The sequence below is a fragment of the Pelagibius sp. genome, from assembly GCF_028281305.1.
GTDB lineage: Bacteria > Pseudomonadota > Alphaproteobacteria > Kiloniellales > Kiloniellaceae > Pelagibius.
Genome location: NZ_JANQKD010000062.1, coordinates 1 through 15,480, shown reverse-complemented (window position 1 = coordinate 15,480; position 15,480 = coordinate 1). Strand labels below are relative to the sequence as shown.

General features: G+C 68.2%; 15 protein-coding genes. 7 read left to right on the top strand and 8 right to left on the bottom strand.

Annotation, left to right across the window (positions count from 1 at the left end; all coding sequences use genetic code 11):
* Positions 1–119: 119 nt before the first annotated feature.
* Genes Q0982_RS13135 through Q0982_RS13125 form a run of 3 tightly spaced genes read right to left on the bottom strand, consistent with a single transcriptional unit; the run spans position 120 to position 2,739 of the window.
* On the bottom strand, positions 120–938 hold the full coding sequence (locus Q0982_RS13135; RefSeq protein WP_299396289.1) for an alpha/beta fold hydrolase: 819 nt from the start codon (positions 936–938) through the stop codon (positions 120–122).
* Between the two features lie 9 nt (positions 939–947).
* Positions 948–1,577, bottom strand: coding sequence for a LysE family translocator (locus tag Q0982_RS13130; RefSeq protein WP_299396287.1), 630 nt, complete (start codon positions 1,575–1,577; stop codon positions 948–950).
* A gap of 13 nt (positions 1,578–1,590) precedes the next feature.
* Positions 1,591–2,739: a low specificity L-threonine aldolase gene (locus Q0982_RS13125; RefSeq protein ID WP_299396285.1), complete on the bottom strand. Its 1,149-nt coding sequence runs from the start codon at positions 2,737–2,739 to the stop codon at positions 1,591–1,593.
* Positions 2,740–3,029: 290 nt separating this feature from the next.
* Here Q0982_RS13125 and lpdA point away from each other — a divergent pair, with 290 nt between their 5' ends.
* Positions 3,030–4,439, top strand: a complete 1,410-nt coding sequence (gene lpdA, locus Q0982_RS13120) for a dihydrolipoyl dehydrogenase (RefSeq protein WP_299396282.1) — start codon at positions 3,030–3,032, stop codon at positions 4,437–4,439.
* A gap of 35 nt (positions 4,440–4,474) precedes the next feature.
* On the opposite strand, the gene Q0982_RS13115 is transcribed toward lpdA, so the two are convergent.
* Positions 4,475–5,428 (bottom strand): AraC family transcriptional regulator, encoded by a 954-nt coding sequence (locus tag Q0982_RS13115; RefSeq protein ID WP_299396280.1) that lies wholly within the window; start codon positions 5,426–5,428, stop codon positions 4,475–4,477.
* Positions 5,429–5,591: 163 nt separating this feature from the next.
* On the opposite strand from Q0982_RS13115, the gene Q0982_RS13110 reads away from it, so the two are divergent.
* Complete coding sequence (locus Q0982_RS13110; RefSeq protein ID WP_299396277.1) at positions 5,592–6,218, top strand: LysE family translocator; 627 nt, start codon at positions 5,592–5,594, stop codon at positions 6,216–6,218.
* Between the two features lie 50 nt (positions 6,219–6,268).
* Here Q0982_RS13110 and Q0982_RS13105 read toward each other — a convergent pair whose 3' ends face one another.
* Positions 6,269–6,946 (bottom strand): HAD family phosphatase, encoded by a 678-nt coding sequence (locus tag Q0982_RS13105; protein ID WP_299396276.1) that lies wholly within the window; start codon positions 6,944–6,946, stop codon positions 6,269–6,271.
* Positions 6,947–7,208: 262 nt separating this feature from the next.
* On the opposite strand from Q0982_RS13105, the gene Q0982_RS13100 reads away from it, so the two are divergent.
* Entirely contained in the window at positions 7,209–7,526 is a 318-nt protein-coding gene (locus tag Q0982_RS13100) for a TM2 domain-containing protein (RefSeq protein ID WP_299396273.1), read from the top strand.
* Between the two features lie 238 nt (positions 7,527–7,764).
* On the top strand, positions 7,765–9,003 hold the full coding sequence (locus tag Q0982_RS13095) for a nitrate/nitrite transporter (protein WP_299396271.1): 1,239 nt from the start codon (positions 7,765–7,767) through the stop codon (positions 9,001–9,003).
* A 6-nt stretch (positions 9,004–9,009) separates the two neighbouring features.
* Here the strand turns inward: Q0982_RS13095 and Q0982_RS13090 are convergent, their stop codons facing one another.
* Genes Q0982_RS13090 through fsa form a run of 3 tightly spaced genes read right to left on the bottom strand, consistent with a single transcriptional unit; the run spans position 9,010 to position 11,508 of the window.
* A complete protein-coding gene (locus Q0982_RS13090; RefSeq protein WP_299396268.1) occupies positions 9,010–10,017 on the bottom strand; it encodes a tyrosine recombinase XerC in 1,008 nt (335 codons plus the stop codon).
* Positions 9,990–10,826, bottom strand: coding sequence for a DUF484 family protein (locus Q0982_RS13085; protein ID WP_299396266.1), 837 nt, complete (start codon positions 10,824–10,826; stop codon positions 9,990–9,992). The genes Q0982_RS13090 and Q0982_RS13085 overlap by 28 nt, the downstream gene beginning before the upstream one ends.
* Entirely contained in the window at positions 10,819–11,508 is a 690-nt protein-coding gene (gene fsa, locus Q0982_RS13080) for a fructose-6-phosphate aldolase (RefSeq protein ID WP_299396345.1), read from the bottom strand. Before fsa ends, Q0982_RS13085 begins: the two co-directional genes overlap by 8 nt.
* A 97-nt stretch (positions 11,509–11,605) precedes the next feature.
* Here fsa and Q0982_RS13075 point away from each other — a divergent pair, with 97 nt between their 5' ends.
* From Q0982_RS13075 to Q0982_RS13065, 3 genes are all read left to right on the top strand, one after another.
* The gene (locus Q0982_RS13075) at positions 11,606–13,894 is read left to right on the top strand and encodes a primosomal protein N' (protein ID WP_299396264.1); all 2,289 of its coding nucleotides are present in this window, start codon (positions 11,606–11,608) and stop codon (positions 13,892–13,894) included.
* A 244-nt stretch (positions 13,895–14,138) separates the two neighbouring features.
* Positions 14,139–14,639 carry a VOC family protein gene (locus tag Q0982_RS13070; RefSeq protein ID WP_299396263.1) on the top strand — a complete coding sequence of 167 codons (501 nt, stop codon included), beginning with the start codon at positions 14,139–14,141 and terminating at the stop codon, positions 14,637–14,639.
* Positions 14,640–14,852: 213 nt separating this feature from the next.
* Positions 14,853–15,413 (top strand): F0F1 ATP synthase subunit delta, encoded by a 561-nt coding sequence (locus Q0982_RS13065; RefSeq protein WP_299396260.1) that lies wholly within the window; start codon positions 14,853–14,855, stop codon positions 15,411–15,413.
* Positions 15,414–15,480 lie beyond the last annotated feature (67 nt).

Genomic DNA, 15,480 nt, shown 5'->3' with positions numbered 1-15,480 from the left:
GGCTTCTCCAAATAACTGACTGGTCAGTTATTTAATGCCTCTGCCTGCGGAGTTCAAGGCCGACCGCGCCTTGATTGTGGGAATCCTTTGAAATCAGCAGGTTGCCGCGTAGGCGGCTCTCAGGCAAAGAAGCGCAGGGCCGCGGCGACGATGGCTTCCGGGGCATCTTCCTGCATCAGGTGGCCGGAGCCGGGGATGCGTTGAAGGGTCGCGCCGGGGATCATCGCCTGCAGCGCCTCGCCCCGCTCCAGGGGGATCCAGGCATCCTCCTCGCCCCAGAGCAGCGCGACCGGACAGCGGATCTCGCCGTACCGCGGCTCCACCTCATCGGTGTAGCGCAGCTCCATCTGGACGATCTGCCGGTAGAAGGCCGGCTGGCCGACGGGCCCGCGCCAGGGCGCGCGGTAGGGCTCCAGCGCGCCGTCGGAGAGATCGCGGTGGACGGCGCTGCGCAGATAGGCGGTCAGCAGCGCCTCGTGCAGGTAGGGCGGCAGGCCGGTGAAGGCCTCCTCATGCCGGCGCGTGTGCTGCACGAAGGGCGAGCCCCAGGGGCGGACCGCCACCGGGTCGATCAGCAGCAGTTTTTCGTAGTCGCAGCCGTTCAGCAGGTGGGCGCGCAGGCTGGTGGCGCCCCCGAAGTCGTGGGCCAGAACCTTGGGGCGGTCGAGGCCCCAGTGGTCCAGAAGCGCCGCCAGCACCCGGTTCTGGACGCCCAGGGAGACATCCTGTCCTTCGTGCATGGTCGACTGGCCGTAGCCCAGCAGGTCGAAGAGATGGACGCGAAAGCTGCGGGCCAGTTCGCGCGCGATGCTGCGCCAGACGTAGGAGGAAAAGGGCGTTCCGTGGACGAGGACCAGGGGCTCGCCCTCGCCCATGATGTCGTAGGCGACCTCGTCGCCCTCGAAGGGGAAGCGCCGGCTGAGAGACCAGTCCGTCATGGCTCGTTCCTAGCTCCGTTCGGCGCGCAAAAGCGAAACCCCAAGGCCAACGAGCAGGGCACCGGTGATGCGGTTCTTCCAGCGCTGCACCGCCGGGCGCGCGACCAGCCGCGCCAGCCTCCGCCCCGCCAGGGCATAGAGCCCGAGGGCGGCCATGAAGAGCGCGAGGTAGCTGCCGCCCAACAGCAGCAGGTCGAGACTGCCGCCCGCCGGGGCGAACTGCGGCAGCAGGGCGAAGTAGAACAGCAGGCCCTTGGGGTTGGTGGTGGAGGTCAGGAAGGCCTGCAGGGCGAGGGCCCGGTAGCGCAGACCCGGCAGCGCCGATGCGGGCCCGATGCTTGGGACAGTCAGGCGCGTGGATGCCCGCCAATAGGACATCCCGAGCCAGATCAGATAGGCGGCGCCGACGAGCCGCAGGACCGAGAAGGCGGTCTGCGAGGCCAGGATCACGGCGGCAAGGCCGAGCACCGTGACCGCGATCAGCACCAGGTTGCCCAGCAGCGCCCCGAGGATGAGGCTGAGCGGCCGGCGCGGATCGCCTGTAAGCGCGTGGGACAGAACCAGCAGCGTCGAGGGCCCCGGCGCCAGCGCCAGCAGGGCGGCCGTGGCGAGGAAGAGCAGGTAGGCTGCGGTGTCCACGGCGACGGCGGCCTCAGGCGACCTTGCCGCCGGCGCTGCGCTCCGCCAGCGCGCGCTGCAGGGCCAGGACGCCTTCGACAATCTCCTCCTCGCTCAACGCCATGGCGCCTTCGCGCACGGTGATCTCGAAGACGCCGAGGCCATCGTAGGGAGAGACCAGCGGTTCGTTGAAAAGCCAGAGGCCGCTGGCCTCGGCAACGTCCAGGGCGGCTTCCATCAGATCGGCGCTGCCGGTCTCGAGGATCACCAGCAGGGCGTTGGCCTGCGGCGGATCGGGGGAAACCCGCACCCCGGGCAGAGTGGCGAGCGCGCGGGCGATGGCCTTGGTCTTGTCGTGGTAGGCCGCCATGCGTGGCAAACGTTCGTCGAGGCCTTTCATCGCAGCGGCAACATAGGGAAAGAGGTGTATCAACTGTCCGCCGCAGCGCTGGCGCCAGAGGCGCACTTCGGCAACGACATCCTCCGGCCCCGCGAGGGCGCCGCCAGCGAGCCCGCCGAGGCCCTTGTAGAAGGACACGTAGAGGGAATCGAAGGGGGCGGCGATCTCCGCCGGACTGCGCTCGTAGAAGGGCTGGCTCTCCCAGATCCGCGCCGCATCGGCATGCAACGGCAGGCCGCGCGTGTGTGCCAGCGCCGCGAAGGCCTCCACATCCTCCCAGGGATGCAGGCGGCAGCCGAGGCGGCGCAGCGGGATCTCCAGAGCGACGGCACCCAGAGGCTCGGCGATGGCTTCCAGGTCTTCCGGCTGCGCCAGCCGGTTGGGTACGCCCAGGGCGGTGCCCTGCAGCCCGTAGACCCGTTCCGCGGCCTCGGCCTCTTCCGCGATGATGTGGCTCTGGGGGTGCAGGGCGATGGTGGGGCAGCCCTTGCGGTCGGCCCAGACCCGGAGGGCGGCGTTCTGCAGCATCTTACCGCTGGGCCCGAACACGGCGGCCGGCTTGCCGAGCATGGCTGCAATGCGCTGCTCGAAATCTTCGATCACCGCCCCCTTGCCGTAGAAGTCCGCCTCCGCGTCCTCGGGCAGAACCTCGGCCAGGGCGGCCAGCGTGCGGCGCGGGTTCAGCGGCGGGTCGTGCGACAGGAAGCGGTCGCAGGCCCGGCGCAGGGTTTCCCTGTCTCGGCTCTTGTCTCGGTTGGCGATCATGCGCGTCCTCTGGTTCAACTGCCTTTCTTTGGGCTGGCTCTGGTCCGGATGCCGCGCTCCAGAGTGGTGAGCTTACCGCAGCCTGGCCCCCTCTCCACCCCGGCGCGAGATTCCGGCGCGAGATTCCGGCGCGAGAGCCGTGCAATTCCGAACCCACTATAGGGCCTGAAGGGCCGCGGGCACCATGCATCCGCGGCAGGGCAGGCTTCCGCCTGCGGCAGCCCTTCCGGCCTTGTCCGTCCTGGCCCGATGCGGCAAGCTGCCAAGGCATTCCGCCCTTTTCAGGTGCCGCGAGGGAAAGCGAGACCATGAGCGATACGCAGTATGATCTGGTGGTGATCGGCGGGGGGCCCGGCGGTTATGTTGCCGCTATCAGGGCCGCGCAGCTCGGCCTCAAAACGGCCTGCGTCGAAGGCCGCGGCGCGCTGGGCGGCACCTGCCTCAACATCGGCTGCATTCCCTCCAAGGCGCTGCTGCAGTCCTCCGAAAAGTACTCGGACGCCGCGAAGCACTTTGCCGAGCACGGCATCACGGTCAAGGGCCTGGGTCTCGACCTGCCGGCGATGATGGGCCGCAAGGACAAGGTGGTGAAGGATCTCACCACCGGCATCGAGTTCCTCTTCAAGAAGAACAAGGTGGACTACATCAAGGGCTGGGGCTCCATTCCCGCGGCCGGCAGCGTCAAGGTGGCGCTGAGCGATGGCGGCGAGCAGCTTCTCAATACGAAGTCGATCCTGATCGCCACGGGTTCGGAATCGACGCCGCTGCCCGGGGTCGACACCGACGAGCAGCAGGTCGTCACCTCCACCGGTGCGTTGTCCCTCGACACGGTGCCGGGCCACATGGTGGTGATCGGCGCCGGCGTCATCGGGCTGGAAATGGGCTCTGTATGGTCGCGTCTGGGTGCCGAGGTGACTGTCGTGGAGTTCCTCGACCGCATCCTGCCGGGCATGGATGCGGAGATCGCCAAGCAGACCCAGCGCGTGCTCACCAAGCAGGGGCTGAAGTTCAAACTGGGCACCAAGGTGACCGCCGCGGCCAAGGCCAACGGCGCCGTCACCCTGACCCTCGAGCCCGCCAAGGGCGGCGAGGCCGAAGAGATGAAGGCCGACGTGGTGCTGGTCGCCATCGGCCGGCGCCCCTTCACCGAGGGTCTTGGCCTGAAAGAACTGGGGGTGGCCATGGACAACCGCGGCTTCATCCAGGTCGACACGCATTTCCAGACCTCGGTGCCGGGGATCTATGCCATCGGCGACTGCGTGCCGGGCCCGATGCTGGCCCACAAGGCCGAGGAAGACGGCGTCGTCGCGGTCGAGGGTCTGGCCGGTCAGTCCAGCCACATCGACTACAACCTCGTGCCGGGCGTGGTCTACACCTGGCCGGAAGTGGCCGGGGTCGGCAAGACGGAAGAGCAGTTGAAGGAAGAAGGCGTCGACTACCGGGTCGGCAAGTTTCCCTTCACCGCCAACAGCCGCGCCCGCGCCGTGGGCGACACCGACGGGCTGGTGAAGATCCTGGCCGACAAGCGCACCGACCGGGTCCTGGGCGTGCACATCCTGGGGCCGCTGGCCGGCGACATCCTGGCCGAGGCGGTCACCATCATGGAGTTCGGCGGTTCGGCCGAGGATATCGCGCGGACCTGCCACTCCCACCCCGGCATGGGCGAGGCGGTGAAAGAGGCGGCGCTCGCCGTCGACGGGCGGCCGATCCACATCTGAGGCGGAGGCCCCCCTGAGCGGGAGATCCGCTGCCTTCAGCGGCCGCGGGCAGAACGTCGGAAGGCCCCCGGGCCGATGCCGAAGGCCGCCTTGTAGCGGCGGCTGAAGGCGGGCAGAGAGGCGTAGCCACAGCGCTCGGCGATCTCCGCCGTCGATAGAGCGCTCTCCGCCAGCAGCCGGCGCGCCTTCAACAGGCGCCATCGGGTGAGATAGCCGATCGCCGTCTGACCGACCATCTTCGCGAATTTATCGGCAAAGCGTGCCCGCGACATGCCGGCGGTCCTGGCCAGCGCGGCCAGGGTCCAGGCCTTTGCGCAGTCCCTGTGTATGGCCAGCAGGGCCTTTGAGAGCTGCGGATCGGCCAGCGCGGCCATGTATTGCGAGGCGTATTCCGAGGCCTGCGGCTGTCCGGGTTCGCCGCTCTGCCGCATCGCCTGAATGAAGAGGATCTCCAGCAGCCGTGTGAGGATCCCTTGCATGCCAGCGCCGGCCAGTTCGCTCTCCAGATCGAGCAGCCGCAAGGTGGCGCGGGTCCAGGGCTGGTGGCCAAGGTCCTGCGGGCGCAGCACCATCAGGGATGGCAGGTTGGCGAGGACCGGATGGTCGATCTCCTCGTCGAACTGACAGAAGCCGCAGAGCAACTCGGCGCGCCCGCCGCCCGCGCCGTAGCGCAGTACGCCATCGTCGCCCGGCGGGGCTGCAGCCAGCACGGCAGGCAGCGGCAGCGGCGCCCGCTCGGCCGTATCGGACAGCACATGGGCGCCGCCGTTGGGCAGAATGACAAGCTCCCCCTCACCAAGCTGGGCCACGGCGCCTCCCGTTTCGGCCCGCACCCAGCAAGTGCCGCGGCGTAGGAAATGAAAGCGCACAAGGCGCCGCTCCGCCGGCACCTCGACGGCAAAGGGGCCTGCCAGGTCGGCGCGGAAGTAAAGCTCGCTGCGCAGCCGCAAGGTCGTGAAGACATCGCTCAGAAGGTCGTGATTATCCATTTCGCATCAATACTGAGACGATCTGATAAGAAAACTGGACGGACAGACAGTTACGCCAGCGGCCGTTTGGGTCAAGCTCCGATCCAGCCGCCTCCCAAGAGACTGCCTCCCTGAGACTGCCTCCCTGAGACTGCCTCCCTGAGACTGCCCGAACGGTGCTGCAATGGACGCAAACCTGATCCTGGCCCTGGCCGGCTTTGCCTTCGTGACTTCGGTGACGCCGGGCCCCGGCAACTTCCTGCTCCTGGCCTCCGGCGTGAACTTCGGGTTTCGGCGCAGTCTGCCGCTGGTGCTGGGCATCAGCTTCGGCTTTCTTTTCATGGTTCTGGTGATAGGACTGGGCCTTGGCCCCGTCCTGCAGCGTTATCCTCTTGCCGCCGCGGTTCTGAAGATCGCCTGCCTGGCCTACGTCTTCTGGCTGGCCTGGAAGATCTTCCGCAGCGCGCCGGCGCCCGGCGACCCAGAGAGCGCCGCAGGGCAGCCGCTGCGGTTTCTGCAGGCCGCCTTGCTGCAGTGGCTCAATCCGAAAGCCTGGGCTGTGGCTCTGATCGTTACCGTTTCCTACACCGCCGGCGGCGGATCGACGTCGGACTACGTGGCGAGCCTCGTTCTGGTGATCCTGCTCTTTGGCGCCGTGAACCTGCCCAGCATCAGCCTCTGGGCGATCTCGGGCGTTGCCTTGCGCCGCCTGCTGGACGATCCGCTGCGTCTGCGGCGGTTCAACGCGGCGATGGCGATTCTGCTGCTGCTGTCCATGGTGCCGGTCATCCTGGACGTCTCGATCTTTTAGAGCGGCGCCAGTAGCACGGGGTCAGTAGCACGGGGTCAGTAGCACGGGGGTCAGTCGGCTGCGCCCATCCGGGCGGTGGCGCCGATTCCCAGGAGGCCCGGCAGCGCTCTCATATCGGTGAAGGTCTGGCCGCCGGCTGCGGTCAAGGCGTCTGAATCGGTCTCCGCCGCATAGGCCAGCACACGCATGCCGGCGGCGATCCCCGCCGCGGTGCCGAGCAGGCTGTCCTCCACCACCACGCAGGTCTCCGGCATCTGCCCCATCTGTTCGGCGGCGAAAAGGAAAAGGTCGGGATGCGGCTTGCCGCGGGCGACCATGGTGGCCGAGAAGATGCGCCCCTCGAAGTGTTCTTTCAGACCGGTCAGGCCCAGGGTCAGGTCCATCTTCTCGAGATTGCCGGAGGAGGCCACGCAGATCGGAACGCCGCTCGCCCGGATGGTCTCGATCGCTGCAGCGACGCCGGGCACGGGCTGCAGCTCGGCGCGAAAGGCTGCGTCGCGCCGGGTCTCGAAATCGGCCTTCCAGTCCGGCGGCAGCGGGCGGCCGAGCCATTGCTCCACCGTGTCGATGACACGCTGCAGGGTGCCGCCGACAAAGCGGCTGCGGCAGTCCTCATAGGTGATCGGCAGGCCTGCGGCGGTAATGCATTCGGCCATAATGCGGTTGGCGATGGTTTCGCTGTCGACCAGCACGCCATCGCAGTCGAAGACGACAAGAGCGGGAAGCATGGCTTCAGTATAGCGGATCTGCCTAGGGATTCCGATCCTTTCCGCAAGGCCGGCCCCAGAGCCGGCCCCAGCCCTCTGTTTCGGCGCGCTTTGACCCGGTCCGGCAGCGCCCGGCACCCCGCCCGGCCCCTCTTTGAACCGCCGGAGCCGGTTGGGACGACACACCAGCGGTCCAGGTAACCCCTCCCTCTGATGCACCGCCCTAGGGGAGCGGCGAACAGGTGCCGTCGTTCCGTCTCGTCATCATGGAAAGGAAAAAGAGATGACTGATATCAAGAACACCGTCTCCGAAGAGGAGGTGCGTTCCGCGCTCAAGTTCGCGATCGGCAGCAAGTCGATCATTCTCGCCTATGTGCTGTGGTTCTTTCTCGGCGCCCTGGGGGTCCATCGCATGTATCTCGGCAAGATGATCTCCGGCGTTATCATGGCGATCCTGACGGTGGTCGGTTGGTTCACCCTGCCGTTCGTCGTCGGCATGCCCATCCTCGGCGTGGTCTTTCTGTGGTGGGTCGCCGATGCCGTGCTGATTTTCCTGGCGGTCCGCAAGCAGACCGATATCCTCGACAGCATCGGCAAGTAACGCCCGCCGGCTCCTTTCCCGGCTCCCAGTCCCGGGCGCCAGGCATTTTCTCGGCAGCGCTGCCGCAAAGCGGCCAGAGCGGATCCGGGTCGATCCATCAACCCGGATCTGCTCAAGGTGCTAAAAATAGAGCGGATTCACATGTTTGGACGGAACCACGGCGTGGTTCCGTCCAAACATGATCCGCTCTAGGCTTTAAGCGATTCGTTGCGTCGGGGCACTGCCGGGAACAACCGCTATGGTGTGGGGATCGGAGCTGAAAGGCTGGCGGCTGGTGGCGTTGCTTTGCCTGACCCAGGTCCTGGGCATGCTGAGCAACGCCACCTTTCCCGCGCTCATTCCGGTCTTTCAGCCGCTCTGGTCGCTGAGCAACACCGAGGCCGGCTGGGTCAGCGGCGTCTACTACGCGGGCTACACGGCGGCGGTGCCCGTGCTTGTCACGCTCACCGACCGCCAGGATGCGCGCAGCATCTATCTGCTGTCCTGTCTGCTGGGCGGTCTTGCAGCCCTGGGGTTCGCCGTCTTTGCCGACGGCTTCTGGACGGCCATGGCATTCCGCTTCTGCGGCGGCATCAGCCTGGCCGGGACTTACATGGTCGGCCTGAAACTGCTGTCCGATCGTCTGCCGGAGGAAGGGCGCGCCCGCTCCGTTGCCGTCTACACGGCCCACTTCGGCATCGGCGCATCGCTTTCTGTTTTTGCCGCGGGGGAGGTGACGGCTCTGGCCGGCTGGTCCTGGGCCTTCGTGGTCGGCGCCGCAGGGTCCTTCGCATCCCTTCTGCTGATCGCCGTTTTTGTGCGGCCGCTGCCGCACCACGAAGAAGCCCCGTCCTCGCCGGCGGCGGTCTTCGATTTCCGTCCCGTGTTCCGCAATCGCCCGGCGCTGGCCTACACCCTGGGCTATGCTGCCCACATCTGGGAGCTTTTCGGCTTTCGCGCCTGGTTGGTCGCCTTTCTGGTCTTCGCCTTCACGTGGCAGCCGGTCCTGGCCGAAAGCAGCTGGACGCCGACCCAGGTGGCGACGGTCTTGCTGCTGCTGGGGCTGCCTGCCTCGATCCTGGGCAACGAAGTGGCCACCGTTTTCGGGCGCCGCCGCGTCGTCTCCCTGGTCATGGTCGGCTCCGGCGGGATCGCGCTTTTCCTCGGCTTCATCGCCGCCGTGCCGCTGTGGCTCCTCGCCGCGGTGCTGCTGATCTACAGCGTTCTTATCATGGCGGATTCCGGAGCACTGACTGCCGGCGCGGTGATCGCCGCAACGCCGGAACGGCGCGGCGCCACCATGGCGCTGCATGCCCTGCTGGGCTTCGGCGCCGGCTTTCTCTCACCGCTGGCCTTCGGCGTGGTGCTGGACCTTGCCGGCGGCGCCGGGGCCGGTCTGGCCTGGGGCTTGGCCTTTGCGCTGCTCGGTCTCGGCGTTCTGGCCGGCCCGGTGATTCTCTATCTGATCGGCCGGCAGGGTTCCCGGCAGCAAGGCTGAACGCCTTCAGCGCACTTTCGCCCGAGGATGAGCGCGGTCGTAAACCTCCAGCAGGCCGGCGACATCGACATCGGTGTAACGCTGGGTGGTGGAGAGCGAGGCGTGACCGAGAAGTTCCTGGATGGCGCGCAGATCGCCTCCGCCGGCCAGGAGGTGAGTGGCGAAGGAGTGGCGCAGGGCGTGCGGGGTGGCGCCTTCCGGAAGGCCGAGCAGACTGCGCAGGGCTGCCATCTTTTCCTGGACCCTCCGCGGGCCGAGGGCACCGCCGCGGGCACCGCGGAACAGCGGTGCTTCGGCGTCCCCGCCGAAGGGACAGGCAGCCAGGTAGTCGGCGACGGCTTCGCCCACCATCGGCAGCAGCGGCACCATGCGCTGCTTGTTGCCCTTGCCGGTGACCAGCAGGCTCTCCTGGCCGGGCTTCGGCGCCTCGCCCCGCCTCAGCGCGAGCGCCTCGCCGATGCGCAGCCCGCAGCCGTAGAGCAGCAGCAGCACCGCGCAGTCGCGCTTGCCGGCCCAGTCTGCATCGCTCAACTCCGCCACGCTGTCGACCACCTCACCGGCTTCGGCGGCGGTCAGCGCCCGCGGCACCGCCTTGCGGACCTTGGGCGTCCGCAGGGTGGTCAGGGCGGCGTTCTCGGCGAGGCCGCGCCTGGTCAGCCAGCGGAACAGGCCGCGCAGGCTCGACAAGGCCCGCGCGGTGGAACTGCGCTCCAACCCCTCGGCGGCGCGGGACGCCAGCCAGGCGCGGAAGTCGCCGGCGGTCAGCGCCGAGAGATCCTTCAGGCACGCCGGCTTGCCGCGGTGTTCGGTGAGGAAGACGAGGAAGTGCTGCAGATCGCGCTGGTAGGCCAGGAGCGTGTGCGGCGAGGCGCGCCGCTCGTCCTTCAGCCAGGTCTGCCAATCGCGAAGGGCTGCCTGCAGGTCCGGCGTCGCCGCCGTCAGAACCCCCTGCAGTTGGGTCTCGCGGCGCTTGATGCCGGGTTTGCCTAAAGCCTTGGCGGCAGGTTCAGCCATGACCGGAACGAGACCTCCAGCACCTGCGACAGGAAGCTCAGAAGTTCGGTCCCCTGGCCGGCGTGAAAGGCACCGGCCTGGCGGGAGCCGAGCGCCAGCAGCGCCGGCGGAGTCGTCTCGCTGATGTTGAGGCGGATCAGGGCATCGGACTGCACGATGCCGGCGGCGCCGTCGAAGATGGCCGGATCGCCGCTGATGTTGTCGCGCAGCAGCAGGGTGCCGCTGGGGCCGAGCAGGGCGTCGATGCTGCCCGCTTCCAGACAGTAAACACCGGCGGTGGGGCGCCAGGTGCTGCCCTCGCCGGTCTTCTCGACGCCGATGGTGACCACATCCAGGTCCAGGATCGCCGCCATGTCGGTGGTGATGGTCTCGACGAACTCCTCGAAGCTGCGCGCGTTGAGGATTGCCAGGACCGAGCGGTGGACCCGGTTCTGGATCGAGAGGTTGTTGCGTCCTGCCGAGAGCAACTCGTCGCGCAGGGAGGTCAGGTTGCCGACCTTGTCGCGCAGGCGCTGGACCTGAACCTGCTGCAGGTCGATCACGCCGTCGCCCTGGGCACGCGCGGGCGGTTCCTGACTGTCCAGAAGGTCTGGATTGTCCGCCAGGAACTCCGGATGGCGGCGCAGATAGGCCGCGACCTGGTCGCCGGAAACTGCCTGACCCGCCTTCGATGTGGCTGTCCTCGAGGCGGCCTTGCCGTCGCGGTCCGGAGTCTGGTCAGCACCGCTCTTCGCGGCGCCGTTCGCCCCGGCTTTGGTTTCGCGGCTTTTGCCGCGGCCCTCCTTACCCTGGGTTTCGCTTTCAGGCACTGCGGCGCTCGGCGCTGTCGTCGCGCTGCAGGATGGACTGGCCTGTCTTCGCCCAATCGGCCAGGAAGGCCTCCAGCCCCTTGTCGGTCAGCGGGTGCTTGTACATGGCGCGCAGCACCGCCGGCGGGATGGTGGCGACATGGGCGCCCATCTTGGCGGCCTCGATGATGTGGCCGGAGTTGCGCACCGAAGCGACCAGCACCTCGGTGGTGAAGTCCGGATAGGCCTCGTAGATCTCGACGATGTCGGCGATCAGTTCCAGTCCGTCGATGCCGGTGTCATCGAGGCGGCCGACGAAGGGGGAGATGTAGGTGGCGCCCGCCTTGGCCGCGAGGATCGCCTGGGCCGCAGAGAAGCAGAGCGTCACGTTGACCTTGGTGCCTTCGTCGGAGAGCGTCTTGCAGGCCTTCAGACCGTCGACGGTCAACGGCGCCTTGACGACGATGTTGGGGGCCAGCGCCGCCAGCTTGCGGCCCTCGCTGACCATCTCGTCATAGTCGACGGCGGTGACCTCGGCGCTGACGGGGCCCGGCACGACCTCGCAGATCTCGTGCAGCACCTCGAAGAAGTCGCGTCCGGTCTTTGCGACCAGCGAGGGGTTCGTGGTGATGCCGTCCACCAGTCCGGTGGCCGCCAGATCGCGAATCTCCGCCACATCGGCGGTGTCGATGAAGAACTTCATGCTGTCCGGTTCGTCCTCTTCCTTGCCGGGTTTGCTGCCGGGGGTCCAGCCTGCCGGGCGATGGCCCTTCCCTTTGGCGTCGGCTAGAGTGTAGCCCATGCCCAAGCGCCTTGCCAGCACTGCCACCCTTGCCCTGGAGGATGGCGCAGGAGAGACACAGCCGCGGCGGGCGGCGGTGCTGCTGCCCCTGCCGCTGGCCGGTGCCTACGACTATTTGGTGCCCGAGGGTTTGGAGGTGGAACCGGGTTCGGTGGTGACGGTGCCGCTCGGTCAGCGGGAGCTCTTCGGCGTGGTCTGGGATCTGCTGCCGGACGACGGCCGCGCGGCGTCGGACGGCGGGGGCGGGAAGGTCCTGCCGCTGGAGCGGCTGCGGCCGGTGATCGGCACCTGCCCCGTGCCGCCGCTGACGGCGGTTGCGCGGCGCTTTCTCGCCTGGGTGTCGGACTACACCCTGGCGGCACCCGGTGCGGTGCTGCGCATGGCGCTCAGTTCGCCCTCGGCGCTGGAGCCACCGCGCCCCGTCACCCTCTACCGCCGCGCCGAGCGGCCCCTGCCAAGCGAGCTGCGGCTCACGCCGGCCCGCCGACGCGTGCTGGAAGAGATGGCGGAATCGCCGGCACGCCCGCTCGCCGAGATCGCCGCGGCGGCCGCTGTCGGGACCTCGGTGGTGAAAGGGTTGGAGAAAGCCGGCGTCGTGGAGGCGGTATCGGTGCTGCGCGAGGCGCGCTTTGCGGCGCCCGACCCGGAGCGTTCCGGGCCGGCCCTCTCGGACAGTCAAAGCGCGGCCGCGGCGGCGCTGCGTCAAACGATTGCCGCCGACGCGTTCTCCGTCACGCTGCTGGACGGCGTAACCGGCTCCGGCAAGACCGAGGTCTACTTCGAGGCTCTGGCCGCCGCCCTGGCGACGGGCCGCCAGGCCCTGGTGCTGCTGCCGGAGATTGCGCTCTCGGCCCAGTGGCTGGAGCGCTTCGAGGCGCGCTTCGGTGTGGCCCCGGCCCTGTGGCATTCAGACCTGACCTCGGCCCAGCGCCGCGCCACCTGGCGGGCGGTCGCCTACGGCAACGCGCCGGTGGTCGTGGGCGCGCGCTCGGCGCTCTTCCTGCCGTTTCCCGACCTCGGCCTTATCGTCGTCGACGAGGAACACGAGTCCGCCTTCAAACAGGAAGACGGCGTGCCCTACCACGCCCGCGACATGGCCGTGGTCCGTGCCCAGCTCGGCGGCATCCCCGCCATCCTCGCCTCGGCGACGCCGTCGCTGGAAACCCTGAACAACGTAAAGGCCGGGCGCTATGCGGAGCTGAGCCTGCCGGAACGGCACGGCGGCGCCCGCCTGCCGGAGATATCTCTGGTGGACCTGCGGAGCGACAAGCCGCCGCGCCTGGAAACGCCCGGCGGCGGGCAGGCCTGGCTCTCCACGGCTCTGCGCGCGGCGATCGCCGAGACCCTGGACGCCGGCGAGCAGGTGCTGCTGTTTCTCAATCGCCGCGGCTATGCGCCGCTCACCCTCTGCCGCGCCTGCGGTCATCGCCTGCAGTGTCCGAACTGCACGGCCTGGCTGGTCGAGCACCGCCTCGCCGGGCGCCTGCAATGCCACCACTGCGGCTTTTCCGGGCGTCTGCCGCGCAACTGCCCCGAGTGCGGCAGCGAGGGCAGTCTGGTGGCTTGCGGGCCCGGCGTCGAACGTCTGGCGGAGGAGACGCGGGTGCTCTTCCCCGAAGCCCGCAGCGGGCTGATGACCAGCGATACCCTGACCGGACCCGACGCCGCGGCGGACATGGTGCGCGCCGTCCAGCAGCACGAGATCGACCTGCTCATCGGCACCCAGATCGTGGCCAAGGGCCACCACTTCCCGCAGCTCACCCTGGTCGGCGTGGTCGACGCCGACCTCGGCCTCTTCGGCGGCGATCTGCGCGCCGCCGAGCGGACCTACCAGCTGCTTCACCAGGTGGCCGGCCGCGCCGGCCGGGCCGAGCGGCCGGGCCGGGTGCTGCTGCAGACCAGCGAGCCGGAGCACCCGGTGATGCAGGCCCTGGCCGGCGGCGGGCGCGATGCCTTCCTGGCCGCCGAGTCCGAGGCCCGGCGGGAGGCGGGCCTGCCGCCCTTCGGACGGCTCGCCGCGGTCATCCTGTCGAGCCCGGACCCGGGCCAGGTCGATGCCGTGGCCGCGGCCCTGGCACGCAGCGCGCCGCGACAGCCGGGGCTGACGGTTCTCGGGCCCGCGCCGGCGCCGCTGGCGGTGCTGCGCGGGCGCCACCGCCGCCGCTTTCTGGTGAAGGCGTCCCGCGGCTTCCGCCTCCAGGCGGCGCTGCTGCCCTGGATTCAGGCGATAAAGCCGCCCTCGAACTTGCGCCTGCAGGTGGACATAGACCCCTACAGCTTCCTGTAGCCGCCCGTCCTCCTGTCCATCCTCTTGTCCATCCTCCTGGGCCGAAGCGGTGGTGGGCCGCGAAATTACCCTGCGCGGGCCGCGATGCTTTGCGTTAGAGTTCCCGCAATCACCGCAGCGCTGAAGAGTTCCGGCAGTCGATCGCTCGCTGTGGTTGGGTGATGCCGTCTCGCGCATCGGGACAGCAAATCGGCAGCCGGCGCCTTCGAAGCCGAGAACGGCCCAGCCAGAAAGGGAGAACGAGATGAGCAAAGCAGCCAGTGCAGCACCAGCCAGCGCACTGCCGGAAGGCATGCACAGCATCACCCCGCACATCGTGGTGAAGGACGTGCCGGCGGCCATCGCCTACTACGAGAAGGTCTTCGGCGCCCGCGAGGTGCTGCGCATGCCGGCCCCCGACGGCAGCATGGTCATGCACGCGGAGATCGAGATCGGCGATTCCCGCATCATGTTGGCCGAGGAGATGCTGGATTTCGGCAACACCTCGCCGCTCAGCCTGGGCGGCACCGCCGTCAGCCTGCATCTTTACGTCGAGGATGTCGACGCCACCTACGAGGCCGCGGTGGCCGCCGGCGCCGAGGGCTTGAACCCGCCGGTCGACATGTTCTGGGGCGATCGCTTCGGGCGCATCGTCGACCCCTTCGGCCATTCCTGGGGCCTCGCCAAGCACCTGCGCACCCCCAGCATGGAGGAGATGATGGAGGGTATGCACGCGGCCATGGGGGAGGCGCCGGAACCGGCCTAAACCCTTTGGCTTTAGGGGATTTCCGGCTGTCGCCGAGGTTCCTTGCAACGCCCTTTCAGCTATGATACCAAACCCGCGCTCGTCGGCGGGAACCCCGCCGTGTGCAAGGCCCAGGCGGGATCGGACCTCTTCCACGTATTCCACGTAACCGATTTCCGGATAATGGGTTAGCCGCGCGGGCAGGGGTAACAAGGACTTTCGAGGAAATCGGGCTTGGCTGGTGATAACACGAGCTTGAGCGACCTGGCAGGGCGCTATGCCTCCGCGTTGCTTGATCTGGCCGATGAGCGCAAAGCGCTCGATGAGGTCGCCGGGGACCTGCAACAGCTGCGCAGACTCATCGCCGACAGCGGCGATCTGCAGCGTCTGTTGTCCTCTCCGCTGTATTCCCGCGCGCAGCAGAGCAAGGCCATCGCCGCGGTGATGGACCAGGCCGGCATCGGCGAATTGACCCGCCGGTTCGTGCTGGTCGTCGCCGACAACCATCGTCTCTTCGCGCTCTCCGCGATGATCGAAGGCTATCTGGCCGAACTGGCGCGCCGGCGCGGGGAGGTGACGGCAGAGGTCACTTCGGCCCGCAGCCTTTCCGAAAGCCAGCAGGCAGCCCTTCTCGATGCCCTGCGCTCGACGGCGGGCAACAAGGTGAAGCTTGACCTCAAGGTCGACCCCGCCCTCATCGGCGGTCTCGTCGTCAAGGTCGGCAGCCGCATGATCGACTCGTCCCTGCGCAGCAAACTGCAAAGACTTCAACTCGCCATGAAAGGGGTCGGATGATGGACATCCGCGCCGCGGAAATCTCCGCCATTCTGAAAGACCAGATCGAAAACTTCGGCAACGAGGC

Coding starts and splice junctions, on each gene's coding strand:
- Q0982_RS13135 (WP_299396289.1), bottom strand. CDS start 938: ATGACGGACTGGTCTCTCAGCCGGCGCTTCCCCTTCGAGGGCGACGAG.
- lpdA (WP_299396282.1), top strand. CDS start 3,030: ATGAGCGATACGCAGTATGATCTGGTGGTGATCGGCGGGGGGCCCGGC.
- Q0982_RS13115 (WP_299396280.1), bottom strand. CDS start 5,428: ATGGATAATCACGACCTTCTGAGCGATGTCTTCACGACCTTGCGGCTG.
- Q0982_RS13110 (WP_299396277.1), top strand. CDS start 5,592: ATGGACGCAAACCTGATCCTGGCCCTGGCCGGCTTTGCCTTCGTGACT.
- Q0982_RS13105 (WP_299396276.1), bottom strand. CDS start 6,946: ATGCTTCCCGCTCTTGTCGTCTTCGACTGCGATGGCGTGCTGGTCGAC.
- Q0982_RS13100 (WP_299396273.1), top strand. CDS start 7,209: ATGACTGATATCAAGAACACCGTCTCCGAAGAGGAGGTGCGTTCCGCG.
- Q0982_RS13095 (WP_299396271.1), top strand. CDS start 7,765: ATGGTGTGGGGATCGGAGCTGAAAGGCTGGCGGCTGGTGGCGTTGCTT.
- Q0982_RS13090 (WP_299396268.1), bottom strand. CDS start 10,017: ATGGCTGAACCTGCCGCCAAGGCTTTAGGCAAACCCGGCATCAAGCGC.
- fsa (WP_299396345.1), bottom strand. CDS start 11,508: ATGAAGTTCTTCATCGACACCGCCGATGTGGCGGAGATTCGCGATCTG.
- Q0982_RS13075 (WP_299396264.1), top strand. CDS start 11,606: ATGCCCAAGCGCCTTGCCAGCACTGCCACCCTTGCCCTGGAGGATGGC.
- Q0982_RS13070 (WP_299396263.1), top strand. CDS start 14,139: ATGAGCAAAGCAGCCAGTGCAGCACCAGCCAGCGCACTGCCGGAAGGC.